Genomic DNA, 14177 nt, shown 5'->3' with positions numbered 1-14177 from the left:
GGGGATTTGTCGAGGCCAGCCGAATCCGCCGAGCTGAGGGACCGCTACGACGCGATCGTCGTCGGCGCGGGCCACAACGGACTTACCGCTGCCGCCTATCTCGCCCGCGCCGGCGTCGACGTGCTCGTGCTCGAGCGCCGCGACCTGGTCGGCGGCGCCTGCGTCACCGAGGAGATCATTCCCGGTCACCGTGTTTCCTTCGCCTCCTATTTCGCGTCGATGCTGATGCCGACGGTCGTCCGGGACCTCGAGCTTGCCCGCCACGGCCTGCGGATGATCGGCAGCGATCCCCTGCTCGCCGTCGCGCTCGACCCCGGAAGCATCGTCCGCTGGTGGGCCGATCCGGACCGCACCGCGGCGGAGATCGCGCTCCATTGTCCGGCCGACGCAGAGACGTTCCTGCGGGTGGACCGCGAGCTCAAGGCCCTCGCCGCCTACCTCCAGCCCTTCTTTCTCGAGCCGCCGCCGAACCTCGCCGCCACGGGTCTGGGCCGGCTGGGCGAGCTGACCCGGCTGGTGCGACGTTTCCGCCGGATCGGGGGCTCGGACGTCGCCCGGCTCGTCACCTTCCTGACCGGGAGCCTCGGCGACTATCTCGACCGGCAGTTCGAGAGCGAGGCGGTGAAGCGCATGTTCCTCGCCAACAATGTCTACGGAAAGCATGGTGGCCCCTATGAAGCCGGCTCGGCAGCCGGCCTGCTGTTCCACCTGCTCTCGGGCGGCGACGAAGCGGTGCAGGGCTATTCCGGCCACGTCGTCGGCGGCATGGGCGCGATAACCCAGGCGATCGCGGCTTCCGCGCGCGAGCACGGCGCACGGATCAGGACCGGAACGCCGGTAGGTGCGATCCGGGTTTCCGGCGGGACGGCGCGAGGGGTGACCCTCGCCGACGGAACAGAGATCGAGGCCGATCTGGTCCTGTCCAATGCCGATCCCCGGCATACCTTCCTGGGGCTGCTCGAAGCGGGAGCGCTGCCCGCCGGCTTCCGGCGCGACATCGCCGCCATCCGCATGGCGGGGCCTTCCGCCAAGCTCAACCTCGCGCTTTCGCGCGAGCCGACGGTGATCGGCCGCGCCGCCGACGCGGATCCGCTCGAGCGGTCGCTGCTGACGATCGTACCGACGCTCGCCGACGCCCAGTCGATGGCCGACCAGGCGCGGCGCGGCGAGATACCCGATCGCCTGTGGATCGACTGCGTCATTCCGAGCCTGGTCGATGCGACCCTGTGCCCGCCAGGCAAAGCGGTGATGACCTGCTTCATTCAATATGTCCCCTACCGGCTGCGCGAGGGAAGCTGGGACGAGCGGCGGGAGAACTTTGCCGACTCGATCATCCGCCAGATCTCCCGTTTCATGCCCGACCTGCCCGAGCTGATCGAGGGGCGCGTGGTCCTGACGCCGCTGGACCTCGAGCGCACCTATGGCCTGACCGAGGGCAATATCTTCCACGGCGACCTCAATATCGCACAGCTCTTCTCGATGCGCCCGACGCCGGGCTGGTCGCAATATCGGACGCCGGTGAAGGGTCTCTATCTGTGCGGCGCCGGCGCCCATCCGGGCGGCGGCGTGACCGGCGCGCCGGGGCATAATGCGGCGAAAGCCGTCCTGAAGGACCTCCGCGGATGGAGGAGGCGAAGTCGATGACGAAGATCGACGGAGACGCACCGAACCTGCCGCCCCGGGTGATGCGCTTCTGGGACGTCGCCTTGTTCTACATCGTGACCGGAGTCTCGCTGCGCTGGATCGCGACGGCGGCGGCGGCCGGCCCGGGTTCGGTGCTGATCTGGATCGGCGCCTTCCTGTGCTTCTACATACCTCTGGCGATGGCCGTGCTGGAGCTGTCTTCACGACATCCGGACGAGGGCGGCCTCTACGCCTGGACGAGGCGGGCCTACGGGGACTTTCCCGGCTTCCTCGCCGGCTGGTGCTACTGGACGAGCAACCTGCCCTATTTCCCCGCCGTCTTCTACTTCGCGGCGAGCAATTTCCTGTTCGTCGGAGGAGAGCAATGGCGGACGCTCGGCGATTCGCCTCACTTCTTCATGTGGTTCGCCTTCGGGGGGCTCGCGCTCATCGCCGGGCTCAACATCGTCGGATTGCGGCATGCGCGATGGCTGCACAATCTCGGTGCCTGCGGCATGTGGATTCCCGTCGCGGTCGTGATCGTGATGGGCCTGCTGGTCTGGAGCCGCTTCGGCTCGGCCACCCATTTCTCGCTCGCCGCGATGACGCCCCGGCTAGAGCTGAAGGAGATGATCTTCTGGGCGTCTCTTGCTTTCGCATTCTCGGGTTGCGAGACGGCTTCCTTCATGAGCGGAGAGATCCGGGATCCGCGCCGGACCATTCCGCGTGCCCTCGTGACGGCCGGGACGATCATCGCCTTCTGCTATATCGTTGGCACCGTCGCCATCCTGCTGGTGCTGCCGCCTGGCCAGATCGACAGCCTTGCCGGACTGATGCAGGCCATCACGGCGGCCGCGCAGCAGCTCGGCTGGCTCTGGATCGTGCCCGCAGTGGCCCTGCTCATCACCATCGGCAATCTGGGGGCAGCGGGCGGATTTCTCGCCGCTACATCGCGCATTCCCTTCGCGGTGGGAATCGATCGCATGCTTCCGCCGGCCTTCGGACAGCTCCACCCGAAGTTCGGCACGCCGCACGTGGCGATCCTGGTGCAAACCGGGCTCGGCGCCGTGTTCGTCTTTCTCGGCCAAGCGGGAACCAGCGTCCAAGGCGCCTATGACGTGCTCGTCAGCATGGGAATCATCACGGCGTTCATTCCCTTCGTCTTCGTCTTCCTCTCCCTGATCCGATTGCAGCGGGAGCCGGCCGCGCCGGACGCAATCCGGGTCCCGGGAGGGCGTCCAGTCGCCGTGGCCATCGCCTGCCTCGGCCTCGTCACCACTTTGGGCTCAATCGCGCTTGCCATGCTTCCGCCGGCCGACGAGCCGGACAAGCCGCTGGCAGTGGCAAAGATCATCGGCCTCACCGCGGTCCTCATCGGGATCGGCTGGGCGGTCTATGCGGCGTCGAAGAAACGCTCGCGTCGCCCAGCCGCACCAAGCGCCTGAGACGCTCCGACGGGCGCTTGCGATCCGAGGCCTCACTCGCGATATCCGACGCGGGCGAGGCAAACGCGAGGGCGCGGGGACGGCATGGCCGACAGCAAGGAACCGACCAAGCGCGTTCGGGCGAAGCGGCAGCCGCCAATGGTGCGCCGCCAGGATCTGCTCGCGGTGACGATCAGCTGCCTCGCGCGGCTCGGCCCGCGTGGGACCACCGGCCGGGAAATCTGCCGCCAGGCCGGGGTTTCGCACGGCCTGCTGCGGCACTATTTCAGCAAGCCCGACAATCTGCTCCTCGAGACCTATCAGGAGCTTTGCGATCATTTCATCGCGCGCTTCGAGCAGGCGCTCGAGGCGGATACCGACCCCCGGGCGGCGCTCGACCGATTCTTCGCCGTGCTCTTCTCCGAGGAATGGGCGAGCTCCGACATACTCGGCGCCTGGACCGCCTTCTGGAGCCTCGTCAGGAACAACGAGGAATTCGCGCAAGTCAGCAGCGACTATAACAAGCGCCTGCACGCGCTGCTGCGCGCGGCGCTGACGCGGTTCCCGCAATCCGACCTCTCCGCACCGCTGGACGACGTCGTGCCGATCCTCTCGGCACTCATGGACGGGCTCTGGCTCGATTTCTGCCTGTCGCCGAGCCGTCTCTCGCGCGAGCGGGCGCTCGATCTCTGGAACCTGACGCTGGGCCAGCTCGTGCTCAACCCGAGAAGCGCCTGAAGCTGGGCAGCGCCTCCTGCGGTGCAAGCGACTTTCGGCGGGCCGGGCCAGTCTAGCGGACGATCCGGCCGCCGAGCATCACATGGCTGACCTGCTCCAGAGCCTGGATGTCGGCGAGCGGGTCCCGGGCGACGGCGATCAGGTCGGCGAACCTTCCGGGCGCAACCGCACCGATATGCTCCGACTGTCCCATAAGCGCCGCCGCGCTGGAGGTGGCGGACTGTATCGCCTGCATCGGGGTCATGCCGTAGCGGACCATGTAGGCGAACTGCCGGGCGTTCTGGCCATGCGGGTAGACGCCCGCATCGGTTCCGTAGGCGATGCGGACGCCGGCCCGCACCGCTCGGCGGAACCCGTCCCGCTGGGCGTCGGTGGTCTCGCGATTCTTCCGCAGGATCTCCTCGGACCACCCGTCGCGGGTCCCGATCTCCTCGATATAGTCGCCGTTGTAGATGTCCATGACCAGCCAGGCGCCCTGCCGCCTGGCGAGTGCGATCCCCTCGTCGTCGATCAGCGAGGCATGCTCGATCGAGCGAACGCCGGCGCGCAGCGCCGTCCTGATTCCGTCCGCGCCATGCGCATGAGCCGTCGCATAGCTGCCGTTGCGGGACGCTTCGGCAACCGCCGCCCGAATCTCCTCCTCCGTCAATTCGAGCGCGCCCGGCTCGGTGCCGGCCGCGAGCACGGCGCCGGTGGCGATGAGCTTCAGGAAGTCGGCGCCCCGCTGAAAAAGTTGGCGCGCCTTCGCCCTCATATCCTCTGCGCCCGTCACCACGCCGACCCGCATCTGCGCCGGAACGACGACATCGGGGGCGAAGCCGGTGACCTCGCCGCCGCCGCCGGGCACGGTCAGGTAGGCTCCGGCGACCCACATCCGGGGCCCCTGGACGCGGCCCGCATTGATCGCATCGCGCAGGGCGACGTCTCCGAAGGCCCGGAATGTGCCGACGTCCCGCACGCTCGTGAACCCGGCCATCAAGGTCGATCGCGCATGGCTCGCGCCCAGGAGAGCGATGTCCGCCGCGCTGTGCAGCAGCGGTTCGGCGGGATTGCTGGTCTGCTCGGTGTCGGCGAGGTGCGTGTGTGCGTCTATCAGGCCCGGAAGCACGGTGAAGGCCGACCAGTCGACGATCGTCGCGCCCTGGGGAGGCGGCGAATAGGCCGCGACCTCGGCAATGCGCCCATCTTCGATCCGGATCAGCCGGTCGGTCAGGACCGTCCCGTTCAAGGTATCGACGAGTCGCCCGGCGCGGACATAGCTGGTCTCAGCAAGAGCGGCCGGCGCGACGAGCAGCATCGCAGCCGCCGCCCCGAGCCTCACGATGGTTGCGACGAGCCTCTCTTTCATGGCCGCTCTCCTCCGCTTCGACGGTCGGGCCGATCCTGCGCAACTATTGGACGGTCGTCAAATCAGCTTGGCCGCACCTGCATCGGCCAATGGCACCCGTCCGGCAGGCTCCCCGAGAAATCCATCTTGATGGGATGGCATCGCTACTATACACTTGTCTAACAAGAGGAGGCGCAGATGATGGCTAGCGCGGCTGCCCCGGCAAGCGTGCGGGATCCGGATGAAGGCTGGAGCCTACCAGCCTGGACCTACCAGGACGCGGAATTTCTGGACGTCGAGATCAAGCGCGTGATCCGGCCGTCGTGGCAGATCGTCTGCCATGTCAGCGAAATTCCGGCGGCCGGCGACTATCGCACCCTGGAATATGTCGGCGAGAGCATCATCGTCATCCGCGGTGACGACGGCGAAATCCGCGCCTTCACCAATGTCTGCCGTCACCGCGGCGCGCGCCTCGTCGACGGTCCGTCGGGCTGCGCCAAGCGGCTGCAATGCCCCTATCACGCCTGGACCTATGATCTTCGGGGAAGGCTGCTCGGCGTCCCCCTGAAGCGTACCTATCCGGAGCTCGAAGCGGACCGTTTCGGCCTCGTGTCCGTCGCCCTCGACATCTTCAAGGGCTTCATCTTCGTGCGTCTCGAGGATGACGGCGGCCCGAGCGTGGCCGAGATGCTCGCGCCCTACCTCGAAGAGATCGACGCTTATCGGTTCGAGGACCTGCGGGCGTTCGGCCGGGTCACGCTGCGGCCTCGGAAGGTCAACTGGAAGAATGTCGGCGACAATTACTCGGACGGACTTCATATCGAGGTCGCGCATCCGGGGCTGCGGCGGCTGATGGGCAACGGCTATGGGGTGGAGGCGCAGCCGCACGTCGACAAGATGTGGGGGCCGATCCTCGAGCGCGAATCCACGGCGCCGTCCGAACGCGCCTATCAGAAGATCCTTCCCGCCGTGCCCCATCTTCCGCAGGAGCGGCAGCGGCTCTGGACCTATTTCAAGCTGTGGCCGAACATCGCCTTCGACATCTACCCCGACCAGATCGACTTCATGCAGTGGCTGCCCATCTCGCCGACCGAGACGGTCATCCGCGAGATCGCCTATGCCATTCCCGATGACCGGCGCGAGATGCGTGCCGCCCGCTATCTGAACTGGCGTATCAACCGCCAGGTCAATGCCGAGGACACCGAGCTGATCGCGCGGGTCCAGCATGGCATGGCGTCCTCGAGCTTCTCGGTCGGGCCGCTGAGCGAGAAGGAGGTGGCGCTGCGGAATTTCTGCTCCAGACTGCGGCGCCTGATCCCGGAGGCGCGCCTGCACGCGCCGCCATTGCCGGGGTGGAGCCGCCGACCGCACGCGGTCTCCTGACCGTCCGCCATCGCGGGCGCTCTCCGAGGAAGATCCCGCCGGCGCGCACCATTCGAGGCCGAAACGCACCGCCCAGAGACGTCAGGAGCAAGGATGACCAGCCAGTACGATGCCCTCATCATCGGCGGCGGCCATAACGGCCTCGTCTGCGCTTTCTACCTGGCGCGAGCAGGGCTCAAGGTGCGCGTCCTGGAGCGGCATGCGGTCGTCGGCGGCGCCGCGGTCACGGAGGAATTCCACCCTGGCTTCCGCAACTCGGTGGCGAGCTACACGGTCAGCCTGCTCCAGCCGAAGATCATCGCGGACATGCGCCTCGCCGATCATGGCTATCGTGTGATCGAGCGGCCGATCTCGAACTTCCTCCCGCAACCGGATGGCGGCTATCTCAAGCTCGGAGGCGGGCTCGCGCAGACCCAGGCCGAGTTCCGCAAATTCTCGAAACGGGACGCCGAGATTCTTCCCGCCTATTACGAGGCGCTCGAAGCCGTCGCGGACGTGCTGCGGGACCTGTCGCTCAAGACGCCGCCGAACCTCGGGGACGGTGTCAGGACCCTGATCGACGCAGCGCGGCAGGGTCGCCAGCTGGCCAAGCTTCCGCTCGAGCACCAGCGCAACGTCCTCGACCTCTTCGTCAAGTCGGCGCGGACCTTCCTGGACGGCTGGTTCGAAAGCGAGCCGGTGAAGGCGGCCTTCGGGTTCGACGCGGTGGTCGGCAATTTCGCCAGCCCGGACACGCCCGGCTCGGCCTACGTCCTCCTCCACCACGTTTTCGGCGAGGTGAACGGCAAGAAGGGTGCCTGGGGCCACGCCGTGGGCGGCATGGGTGCGATCACTCAGGCCATGGCCAGGGCTTGCCAGGCGGCAGGCGTCGAGATCAGCCTCGAAGCGCCCGTCGCCCGGCTGCTGGTCGAGGGCGGGAAGACGGTGGGCGTCGCACTGGAAAGCGGCGAGGAGATACCGGCGCGCGCGGTCGCCGCCAATGTCGGACCACGCCTGCTCTACGAGCGGATTGTCTCCCCGGACGACCTGTCGCCGGAATTCCGGCGGCGGATCAGAGCCTTCAAGGTCGGGTCCGGCACCTTCAGGATGAACGTCGCGCTCTCGCACCTGCCCCGGTTCACCGCGCTGCCGGCGCCAGGCGAGCATCTCCAGAGCGGCATCATCATCGCACCCACCCTGGACTATATGGACCGCGCCTTTACCGACGCGAAGCAACTGGGCATGTCCAGGGAGCCGATCGTGGAGATGCTGATTCCCTCGATTGTCGATGACAGCCTCGCGCCTCCGGGCAAGCATGTTGCCAGCCTCTTCTGCCAGCAATTCGCGCCGGAGCTGCCGGGCGGCCGAAGCTGGGACGACGCGCGCGAGGAAGCCGCGGACCTGATCGTCGCCACCGTGGACCGGCATGCGCCGGGTTTCGCCGCCTCGGTCATTGCGCGGCAGATCCATTCGCCGCTCGACCTCGAGCGTCGCTTCGGCCTTTCAGGCGGCGACATCATGCACGGCAACATGACCTTGGATCAGCTCTGGTCGGCACGACCAATGCTTGGCCATGGCGCCTATCGGGGGCCGATCAAGGGACTCTATATGTGCGGCGCGGGCACCCATCCCGGGGGCGGAGTGACCGGGGGGCCAGGCCACAACGCCGCCCGCGAAATGCTCGCAGACAGATCGCTGCTGGGCCGCGTGCTGCGGCGCGCTTAGGCGACCCGAGGCCGCCCTTGCAGGCCGCCTTTCGCACGGGCGGCTGAGAGCGCGGATCAGCGATGTTCAGCGCGTCCCGCCCCGCGCCTCGCGCAAGATCCAGTCCCGGAAGGCGGGGAACATCGGGCGCGCCAGCCTCGCCTCGGGATAGACCAGGTAATAGGCTTCGTCGGTCGCCATGGAGCGGTCGATCGGCACGACGAGAATTCCGGCTTCGAGCTCCGGCTCGACAAGGAACTTAGGCACCAGCGCCACGCCGGCGCCGGCCGCCGCCGCCTGCGCCAGCATCAGGAAGTGCTCGAAGGTCGGGCCGCTCTCGCGCACCGGCGGCGCCACTCCTGCATCCTGAAACCAGCGCGCCCAGGCATCCCGCCGGGAGGTCAGGACGAGCAGCGGCTTGTCGCGCAGGTCGACTGCCTGCGCGATGGGGTTCTCCGCGAGCCAGCCGGGCGCACAGACCGGCACGGCCTCCTCGCGAAACAGGAAATCATGCCTCGCCTGCGGCCAGTCTGCCCGGCCGAAATGGATGGCCGCGTCGAAGTCCTCGGACGCGAAACGAAGCTGCCCGTCCTGGCGGCAAAGTTCACCACCAGGGACGGGTGCTCGGCGGCCAAGTGAGGCAAGCGCGGCGCCAGCCATCGCATCCCGAAGCTGGGCAGCGTGGCGATGGAAAGTTCGTGGTCCGGGCGGCGGGCGAGGAGCCGGGCCGTCGCCGCTCGGATACGGTCGAGCGCCGGTCCCACCGCCTCGGCATAGGCCCGGCCATCGGCATTGAGCACGACCCGCCGACCCTTGCGATCGAACAGCGGCGCCTGGAGCCAGTCCTCGAGCAGTGCCACCTGGCGGCTGACGGCGCTCTGGGTCAGCCCTACCTCATCGCCGGCTCGTGACAGGTTCCCATGCCTGGCCGCCGCGACGAAGCTGTTGAGCGCCCCGATCGGCGGCAGCTGACGCCTCATGTCGCTTATTCCATTCCCTCATCAGGAGATGATTCATTGTCGTTTGTCTCCTGCCACCGGTCAAGCGCAGTATCCGTCCGCGAGGCAGGAGATCCGTCATGCGCGATCCGAATGACAGCCCACTGCGCCGATTGCTCGGCTGCGTGCTGGGAGACGAGGACGCCCAGCGTGCGCTCGAGCCGCTCTGGATCGATCCGGCGCTCGAGGAAGAAGATGACGACGTCCCGCGCGAAGTCGTCGCGATGGCGCTGAACGTGGTCCTCTTCGCCGACCTGACCCGTCGCGCCCCCAGCGCCGCGCGCTATGTGGCTCGGAAGCAGGCAGCCGGTCAAAAACTGCGGTTCGACCATGGCGCGCTGCGAACCGTCCGGTTCGCGGAGGGACCGACGGGTGCCCTTCCCGGCGGGCACGAAGCCTTCGCGCGCATTCTGGAGCCGCTCGGCTACGTCCTTGCCGGCACCTATGCGCTGCCGCGGCTCAACATGACCGGCCGCGCCTTTCGGCACCGCGACCTGCCGCACACCATTCCCCAATTCTTCGTCAGCGAATTGCATGTCGAGCGCTTCGACAAGGAGTTTCAGGACAGCGCGCGCCGCGTGTTCGGCACGAGCCGCGACCCGCTCACGCCGGCAACGAAGCGGTTCCTGGAGAGCGTGAGGCTGATCGGCGTGGAAGAGTTCGGCGCCGCCGCAGCCGCATTGCCCGAACTCGCCGCCGCGTTCGGCTGTCATCACGACATGCCGCTCGAGCGCGACTATGAATGCCTCCTCGCCAGCTCGGCCGAGGCGGCGTGGATCGCGACCGAAGGCAATGCCTTCAATCATGCGGCGGATCTCGTCGACGACGTCGAGACGCTTGCCGCGGAGCTGCGGTCCGAAGGCTGGTCGACAAAGCCCGACATCGAAGTGTCCGCCAGCGGCCGCGTCCGTCAGACCGCCCTGAGGGCGGACCCGGCAGAGCGCTGCTTCATCCGCGCCGGCAAGGTCGTGCGGCGGACGGTGCCGGGCTCGTTCTGCGAGTTCATCTCCCGCGCGCCGGCTGGCGCGACCGGGGCACCGGACCTCTCCTTCGACAGCGGGAACGCCACCGGCATCTTCGGCATGACCCGCGCCGCATGAGCCTGGTCGGCCTGGTTCACGAGCTCGGATCCCGCCTGGGAGACGGCGCGGTTCTCACCGAGCGCGCCGACCTGGAACGGTACCAAACGGATGGGCGTCGGACGTCCGGCCGCGCCGCGGCCGTCATCCGCCCGCGCTGCGCAGCCGAAGTCGCCGACACGCTGCGAAGCGCCGCCGCCCACCAAGTTCACGTGATCGCTCAGGGCGGCGGGACCGGGCTGGTCGGCGCAGGATTGGCGGATTCGAGCAGAACCAGCGTCATCCTCAGCGTTGAACGCCTCAGCGAATCTCCCGTCATCGATCCGCTCAATCGCACCGCCGAGGCCGGTGCGGGCCTGCGTCTCTCGGCCCTCAACGAAGCCGCGGCCGAGCACGGCCTCTACTTTCCGATCGATCTCGGGGCGGACCCCTCCGTAGGCGGGCTGATTGCGGCCAATGCCGGCGGCGCCCGCTTCCTTCGTCATGGCGACGTTCGCCGCAACCTGCTCGGGCTGGAACTAGTGCTGTCCGACGGCCAGGGGACCATCGTCCGGCTCGGCGGTCCGCTCTGGAAGAACAATAGCGAGATCGATCTCAAGCAACTCGTCGCCGGAAGCTCTGGCGGCTTCGGCATCGTCACGCGAGCGTTCCTCGCGCTCAGCCCCAAGCCGGCCAGCCAGTTGTGCGCCATGCTGTCGCTCGCCGACGCCGGCCAAGCCCCGGAACTGCTCGTCGCGCTGGAACACGCCTTCGGGGGCCTGCTCAGCGCCTTTGAAGGGATATCGGGCGCGGCGCTCTCCGCCGCCCTCGGCCATTTTCCAAGGCTGAGGGATCCGTTTCGCGGAGCGGCCGTGGATTATGCGGTGCTCGTCGAGCTCTCCGCCGGAGCCGCGGTCGACGAGGCTGCTCTGGAGGACATGTTTTCCCGATCCCTGATTCCCTGGATCGAGCGCGGCGTGGTGCGGGACGCCGTGCTCGACCGGGGCAGGTCCCTGTGGGCGGTGCGCCACGCCATCCCGGAAGCGCTGCGGGCGGAAGGCACCGTCATTGCCTGCGACGTCGCGCTCCGGCGCGGAGAGCTGATGCACTTTCGCGCGGACGTGGCGGGGCGGCTGAAAGCGGTTGTGCCGTCGCTCCGGCTGCACGACTTCGGCCACATCGGCGACGGCGGCCTGCACTTCAACCTGGTCTGGCCTCGGACGGCGGGCCCGTTCGACCCAGCCATCGCCGATCGTGCCCGCGAGATCGTCTTTGCGGCCGCGGTCGAGGATTATGGCGGCAGCTTCAGCGCCGAGCACGGCATCGGCCCCAGCAACGAAGCCTTCTATCGACGCTATGTGGCAGAGCCCGTCCGCCGGCTCTCCGGCCACATCCAACGCCAGTTCGCACCCATTCCGATCGGACGGGTCGATTTTTTGGGGAACCCTCGATGACCGAGCATCTCATGAGCGTATACAATCGTGCCCCTGTCGCCGTCCACCGCGGCGAGGGTGCCTGGTTGTTCGATGCAGACGGAAATGCCTACCTTGACTGCGTTTCCGGGATCGCGACCAACGCGCTGGGCCATGCCCATCCGGCGCTCGTCGAAGCGCTCGCCGCGCAGGCCGCCAAGCTCTGGCACGTCTCCAACCTCTTTCGGATCCCGGACCAGGAGATACTTGCGGCGCGTCTCGTCCAGTCCACCTTTGCCGACGTGGTCTTCTTCGCCAATTCGGGGACGGAGGCCGTCGAATGCGCGATCAAGACGGCGCGCCGCCATCATGCCGTCCGCGGCGCGGCGGAGCGCGTCGACATCGTCGGCTTCGCCGGCTCCTTCCACGGCCGGAGCTATGCGGCCGTAAACGCTTCAGGCAATCCGGCCTATCTGGAAGGGTTCGGCCCACGCTTGCCGGGATATCTGCAGCTGCGGACCGAGGAGCTCGATCTTATCCGCGAGGCTATCCATGCGCCGACCACCGCGGCGTTGATCGTGGAGCCGGTTCAAGGCGAAGGCGGCGCCCGTCCGCTTCCCGGCGAATGGCTGCGGCAAGTGCGGGATTGGTGCACAGAGGCCGGCACCCTGCTCATCTATGACGAAATCCAGAGTGGCATGGGGCGCACAGGCAAGCTCTTCGCGCACCAATGGTTCGACGGGTGCGAGCCCGACATCATGACCATCGCCAAGGCGCTGGGCGGCGGATTTCCGGTGGGTGCCTGCGTCGCGACGCGCGAGGCGGCTGCAGCGATGACGTTCGCGACCCACGGCTCGACCTTCGGCGGCAATCCGCTCGCCATGGCTGTGGCGAAAGCGGCCTTCGACCTCATTGCCGACGAAGGCCTGATGCGGCACGTGCGCAGGATCGCCGGCACACTCCGCAACGGGTTGGACGACATTGCTGAGCGCTTCTCGGACGTCATCATCGACATACGGGGCAAAGCCTGCTGATCGGCGTCAAGCTGGTGCCGAACAATCGCGCATTCATGGCCGTCGCTCGCGATCAGCGACTGCTCGTTGCGGGCGGCGGCGAGAATTGCGTGCGCTTGCTGCCGCCGCTGAACCTGAGCGCAGCCGAAGCGATCGAGGCGCTTTCGCGGTTCGAAGCAGCCTGCCTGGCCGTCCGCCGGACGTCCGCGAAAGCCGCCTGATGCGCTTCATCCGGCCGGCCCAGCCGGGCGACCTTGAAGCGCTGGTCGAACTAGCCACACTGTCGGGACCGGGTTTCACCAGCCTGCCGCTGAACGAAGCGGCGCTGAGCGCTCGGCTGAAGCTCTCCGCCGACAGCTTCGCCGGGCACTGTCCTCCGGGCAAAGCCTGGTACACGCTCATGCTCGAGGATGCGGACAGCGGTCGTGTCGACGGGGTCGCGAGCGTTCGCGCGGCGATAGGCGTCGAGCGGCCGCATTTCTCGTTTCGCGTCATGACGGTCGCCCAACATTCTCCCGCGACGCAGACGCGCTTCGACCATCGCATCCTGGTGCTCGTCAACGAATGCGGAGGCTGCACGGAAGTTGGCTCGTTGTTCCTGAGGCCGGAGGCGCGGTCGGGAGGAGCCGGCGCGCTGCTGGCACGGGCGCGCTACTTGCTGATTGCTGCCGACCCGGGGCGCTTTTCGCCAATGGTAATGGCGGAGCTACGCGGCTGGATCGGGACCGACGGGAGCTCGCCATTCTGGGACGGCGTCTCGAGCAAGTTCTTCCGCCTTCCATTCACCCAGGCCGACCGGATGGTGATGAGCACCGACGGCCAGTTCATCGCCGACCTTGCCCCTCGTCACCCCATCTACGTCGAGCTGCTCGCAGCGGACACGGCTGCGGTCATCGGCCGCTGCCACCGCGACGGTGAGGCGGCACTCGCGATGCTGGAAAAGGAAGGCTTCGCGCGGTCAGGGCTGGTCGACGTCTTCGACGGCGGCCCTACCCTCCTCTGTCCGCGCGATCGCATTGCCACGGTCGTCGGAGCCCGGCGGATGCGAGCCTGTATCGATCCCGATGCACGCACCGGCATCGCCCATTGCCTTTCCAGTGCCGCCATCCGGGAATTCCGAGCGCTCCGGGCCGACGTCGCCTCAGAGGGTGACCATCTGCTCATCAAAGGTGAAGCCGCCGAATTGCTGAAGATCCGTAACGGCGACGTCCTCCTGGTTCGTGGCTCAGCGTGAGATCGCACGGCTCCGTCGACCGGGTCACCGCGTTCGGTCTATGGCAGCGAGCTCATATTCCCTTTTCAGGAGCCACAGCCGGGAACGATGCGCCCACGTCCACCCGGATGCCGGAGAAGCCCCCGCGCCTCCTAGCAACGCAAATCGCACATGCTAGGGCCTTACAAGCTTTCGATAGCACGTCTCAGCCGAATCACTTTAGATCAAGCGCTTGCGATGGGCGGTCAAGGGCGCCGGTTCGATGCCAGAATCACGAAAATTCTCGCGGGGCCACGACGGGGCCA

Annotated in this window: 11 protein-coding genes and 1 pseudogene; 9 read left to right on the top strand and 3 right to left on the bottom strand. The window is 67.5% G+C overall.

Features of this window, described 5'->3' with window-relative positions:
* The first annotated feature begins 6 nt into the window (after window positions 1-6).
* The 3 genes from DDE10_RS08065 to DDE10_RS08055 all read left to right on the top strand — a co-directional run bounded on the left by DDE10_RS08065 (window position 7) and on the right by DDE10_RS08055 (window position 3785).
* On the top strand, window positions 7-1644 hold the full coding sequence (locus tag DDE10_RS08065; RefSeq protein WP_162806471.1) for a phytoene desaturase family protein: 1638 nt from the start codon (window positions 7-9) through the stop codon (window positions 1642-1644).
* A complete protein-coding gene (locus DDE10_RS08060) occupies window positions 1641-3068 on the top strand; it encodes an APC family permease (protein ID WP_162806469.1) in 1428 nt (475 codons plus the stop codon). The genes DDE10_RS08065 and DDE10_RS08060 overlap by 4 nt, the downstream gene beginning before the upstream one ends.
* Before the next feature lie 84 nt (window positions 3069-3152).
* A complete protein-coding gene (locus DDE10_RS08055) occupies window positions 3153-3785 on the top strand; it encodes a TetR/AcrR family transcriptional regulator (protein WP_114952202.1) in 633 nt (210 codons plus the stop codon).
* A 52-nt stretch (window positions 3786-3837) separates the two neighbouring features.
* Here the strand turns inward: DDE10_RS08055 and DDE10_RS08050 are convergent, their stop codons facing one another.
* Complete coding sequence (locus DDE10_RS08050; RefSeq protein WP_114952201.1) at window positions 3838-5133, bottom strand: Xaa-Pro dipeptidase; 1296 nt, start codon at window positions 5131-5133, stop codon at window positions 3838-3840.
* Between the two features lie 180 nt (window positions 5134-5313).
* On the opposite strand from DDE10_RS08050, the gene DDE10_RS08045 reads away from it, so the two are divergent.
* Both DDE10_RS08045 and DDE10_RS08040 read left to right on the top strand, forming a co-directional pair.
* Window positions 5314-6495 carry an aromatic ring-hydroxylating oxygenase subunit alpha gene (locus DDE10_RS08045; RefSeq protein ID WP_114952319.1) on the top strand — a complete coding sequence of 394 codons (1182 nt, stop codon included), beginning with the start codon at window positions 5314-5316 and terminating at the stop codon, window positions 6493-6495.
* Window positions 6496-6588: 93 nt separating this feature from the next.
* The gene (locus DDE10_RS08040) at window positions 6589-8199 is read left to right on the top strand and encodes a phytoene desaturase family protein (protein ID WP_114952200.1); all 1611 of its coding nucleotides are present in this window, start codon (window positions 6589-6591) and stop codon (window positions 8197-8199) included.
* Window positions 8200-8265: 66 nt separating this feature from the next.
* On the opposite strand, the gene DDE10_RS23990 is transcribed toward DDE10_RS08040, so the two are convergent.
* On the bottom strand, window positions 8266-8838 hold the full coding sequence (locus tag DDE10_RS23990) for a LysR substrate-binding domain-containing protein (protein WP_349356533.1): 573 nt from the start codon (window positions 8836-8838) through the stop codon (window positions 8266-8268).
* A gap of 179 nt (window positions 8839-9017) precedes the next feature.
* Window positions 9018-9158 (bottom strand): annotated as a pseudogene (locus DDE10_RS23985) (LysR family transcriptional regulator); the annotation flags it as partial.
* A gap of 98 nt (window positions 9159-9256) precedes the next feature.
* Between DDE10_RS23985 and DDE10_RS08030 the strand changes: the two are divergent.
* The 4 genes from DDE10_RS08030 to DDE10_RS08015 are packed head-to-tail and all read left to right on the top strand — an operon-like array spanning window position 9257 to window position 13893.
* Window positions 9257-10276 (top strand): 2-oxoadipate dioxygenase/decarboxylase family protein, encoded by a 1020-nt coding sequence (locus DDE10_RS08030; RefSeq protein WP_114952199.1) that lies wholly within the window; start codon window positions 9257-9259, stop codon window positions 10274-10276.
* Window positions 10273-11688: an FAD-binding oxidoreductase gene (locus DDE10_RS08025; protein ID WP_114952198.1), complete on the top strand. Its 1416-nt coding sequence runs from the start codon at window positions 10273-10275 to the stop codon at window positions 11686-11688. The genes DDE10_RS08030 and DDE10_RS08025 overlap by 4 nt, the downstream gene beginning before the upstream one ends.
* Window positions 11685-12680, top strand: a complete 996-nt coding sequence (locus DDE10_RS08020; RefSeq protein ID WP_284734511.1) for an aspartate aminotransferase family protein — start codon at window positions 11685-11687, stop codon at window positions 12678-12680. The genes DDE10_RS08025 and DDE10_RS08020 overlap by 4 nt, the downstream gene beginning before the upstream one ends.
* Window positions 12628-13893: an arginine N-succinyltransferase gene (locus DDE10_RS08015; RefSeq protein ID WP_284734510.1), complete on the top strand. Its 1266-nt coding sequence runs from the start codon at window positions 12628-12630 to the stop codon at window positions 13891-13893. The genes DDE10_RS08020 and DDE10_RS08015 overlap by 53 nt, the downstream gene beginning before the upstream one ends.
* Window positions 13894-14177: the final 284 nt, after the last annotated feature.

This window comes from Sphingosinicella terrae (genome assembly GCF_003347635.1).
GTDB classification, from domain to species: Bacteria; Pseudomonadota; Alphaproteobacteria; order Sphingomonadales; family Sphingomonadaceae; genus Allosphingosinicella; species Allosphingosinicella terrae.
The sequence above is the reverse complement of the archived record's forward strand: the minus strand, read 5'-3'. Positions and strand labels throughout refer to the sequence as shown.

Coding starts and splice junctions, on each gene's coding strand:
- DDE10_RS08030 (WP_114952199.1), top strand. CDS start 9,257: ATGCGCGATCCGAATGACAGCCCACTGCGCCGATTGCTCGGCTGCGTG.
- DDE10_RS08020 (WP_284734511.1), top strand. CDS start 11,685: ATGACCGAGCATCTCATGAGCGTATACAATCGTGCCCCTGTCGCCGTC.
- DDE10_RS08050 (WP_114952201.1), bottom strand. CDS start 5,133: ATGAAAGAGAGGCTCGTCGCAACCATCGTGAGGCTCGGGGCGGCGGCT.
- DDE10_RS08060 (WP_162806469.1), top strand. CDS start 1,641: ATGACGAAGATCGACGGAGACGCACCGAACCTGCCGCCCCGGGTGATG.
- DDE10_RS08045 (WP_114952319.1), top strand. CDS start 5,314: ATGGCTAGCGCGGCTGCCCCGGCAAGCGTGCGGGATCCGGATGAAGGC.
- DDE10_RS08025 (WP_114952198.1), top strand. CDS start 10,273: ATGAGCCTGGTCGGCCTGGTTCACGAGCTCGGATCCCGCCTGGGAGAC.
- DDE10_RS08040 (WP_114952200.1), top strand. CDS start 6,589: ATGACCAGCCAGTACGATGCCCTCATCATCGGCGGCGGCCATAACGGC.
- DDE10_RS23990 (WP_349356533.1), bottom strand. CDS start 8,838: ATGGCTGGCGCCGCGCTTGCCTCACTTGGCCGCCGAGCACCCGTCCCT.
- DDE10_RS08055 (WP_114952202.1), top strand. CDS start 3,153: ATGGCCGACAGCAAGGAACCGACCAAGCGCGTTCGGGCGAAGCGGCAG.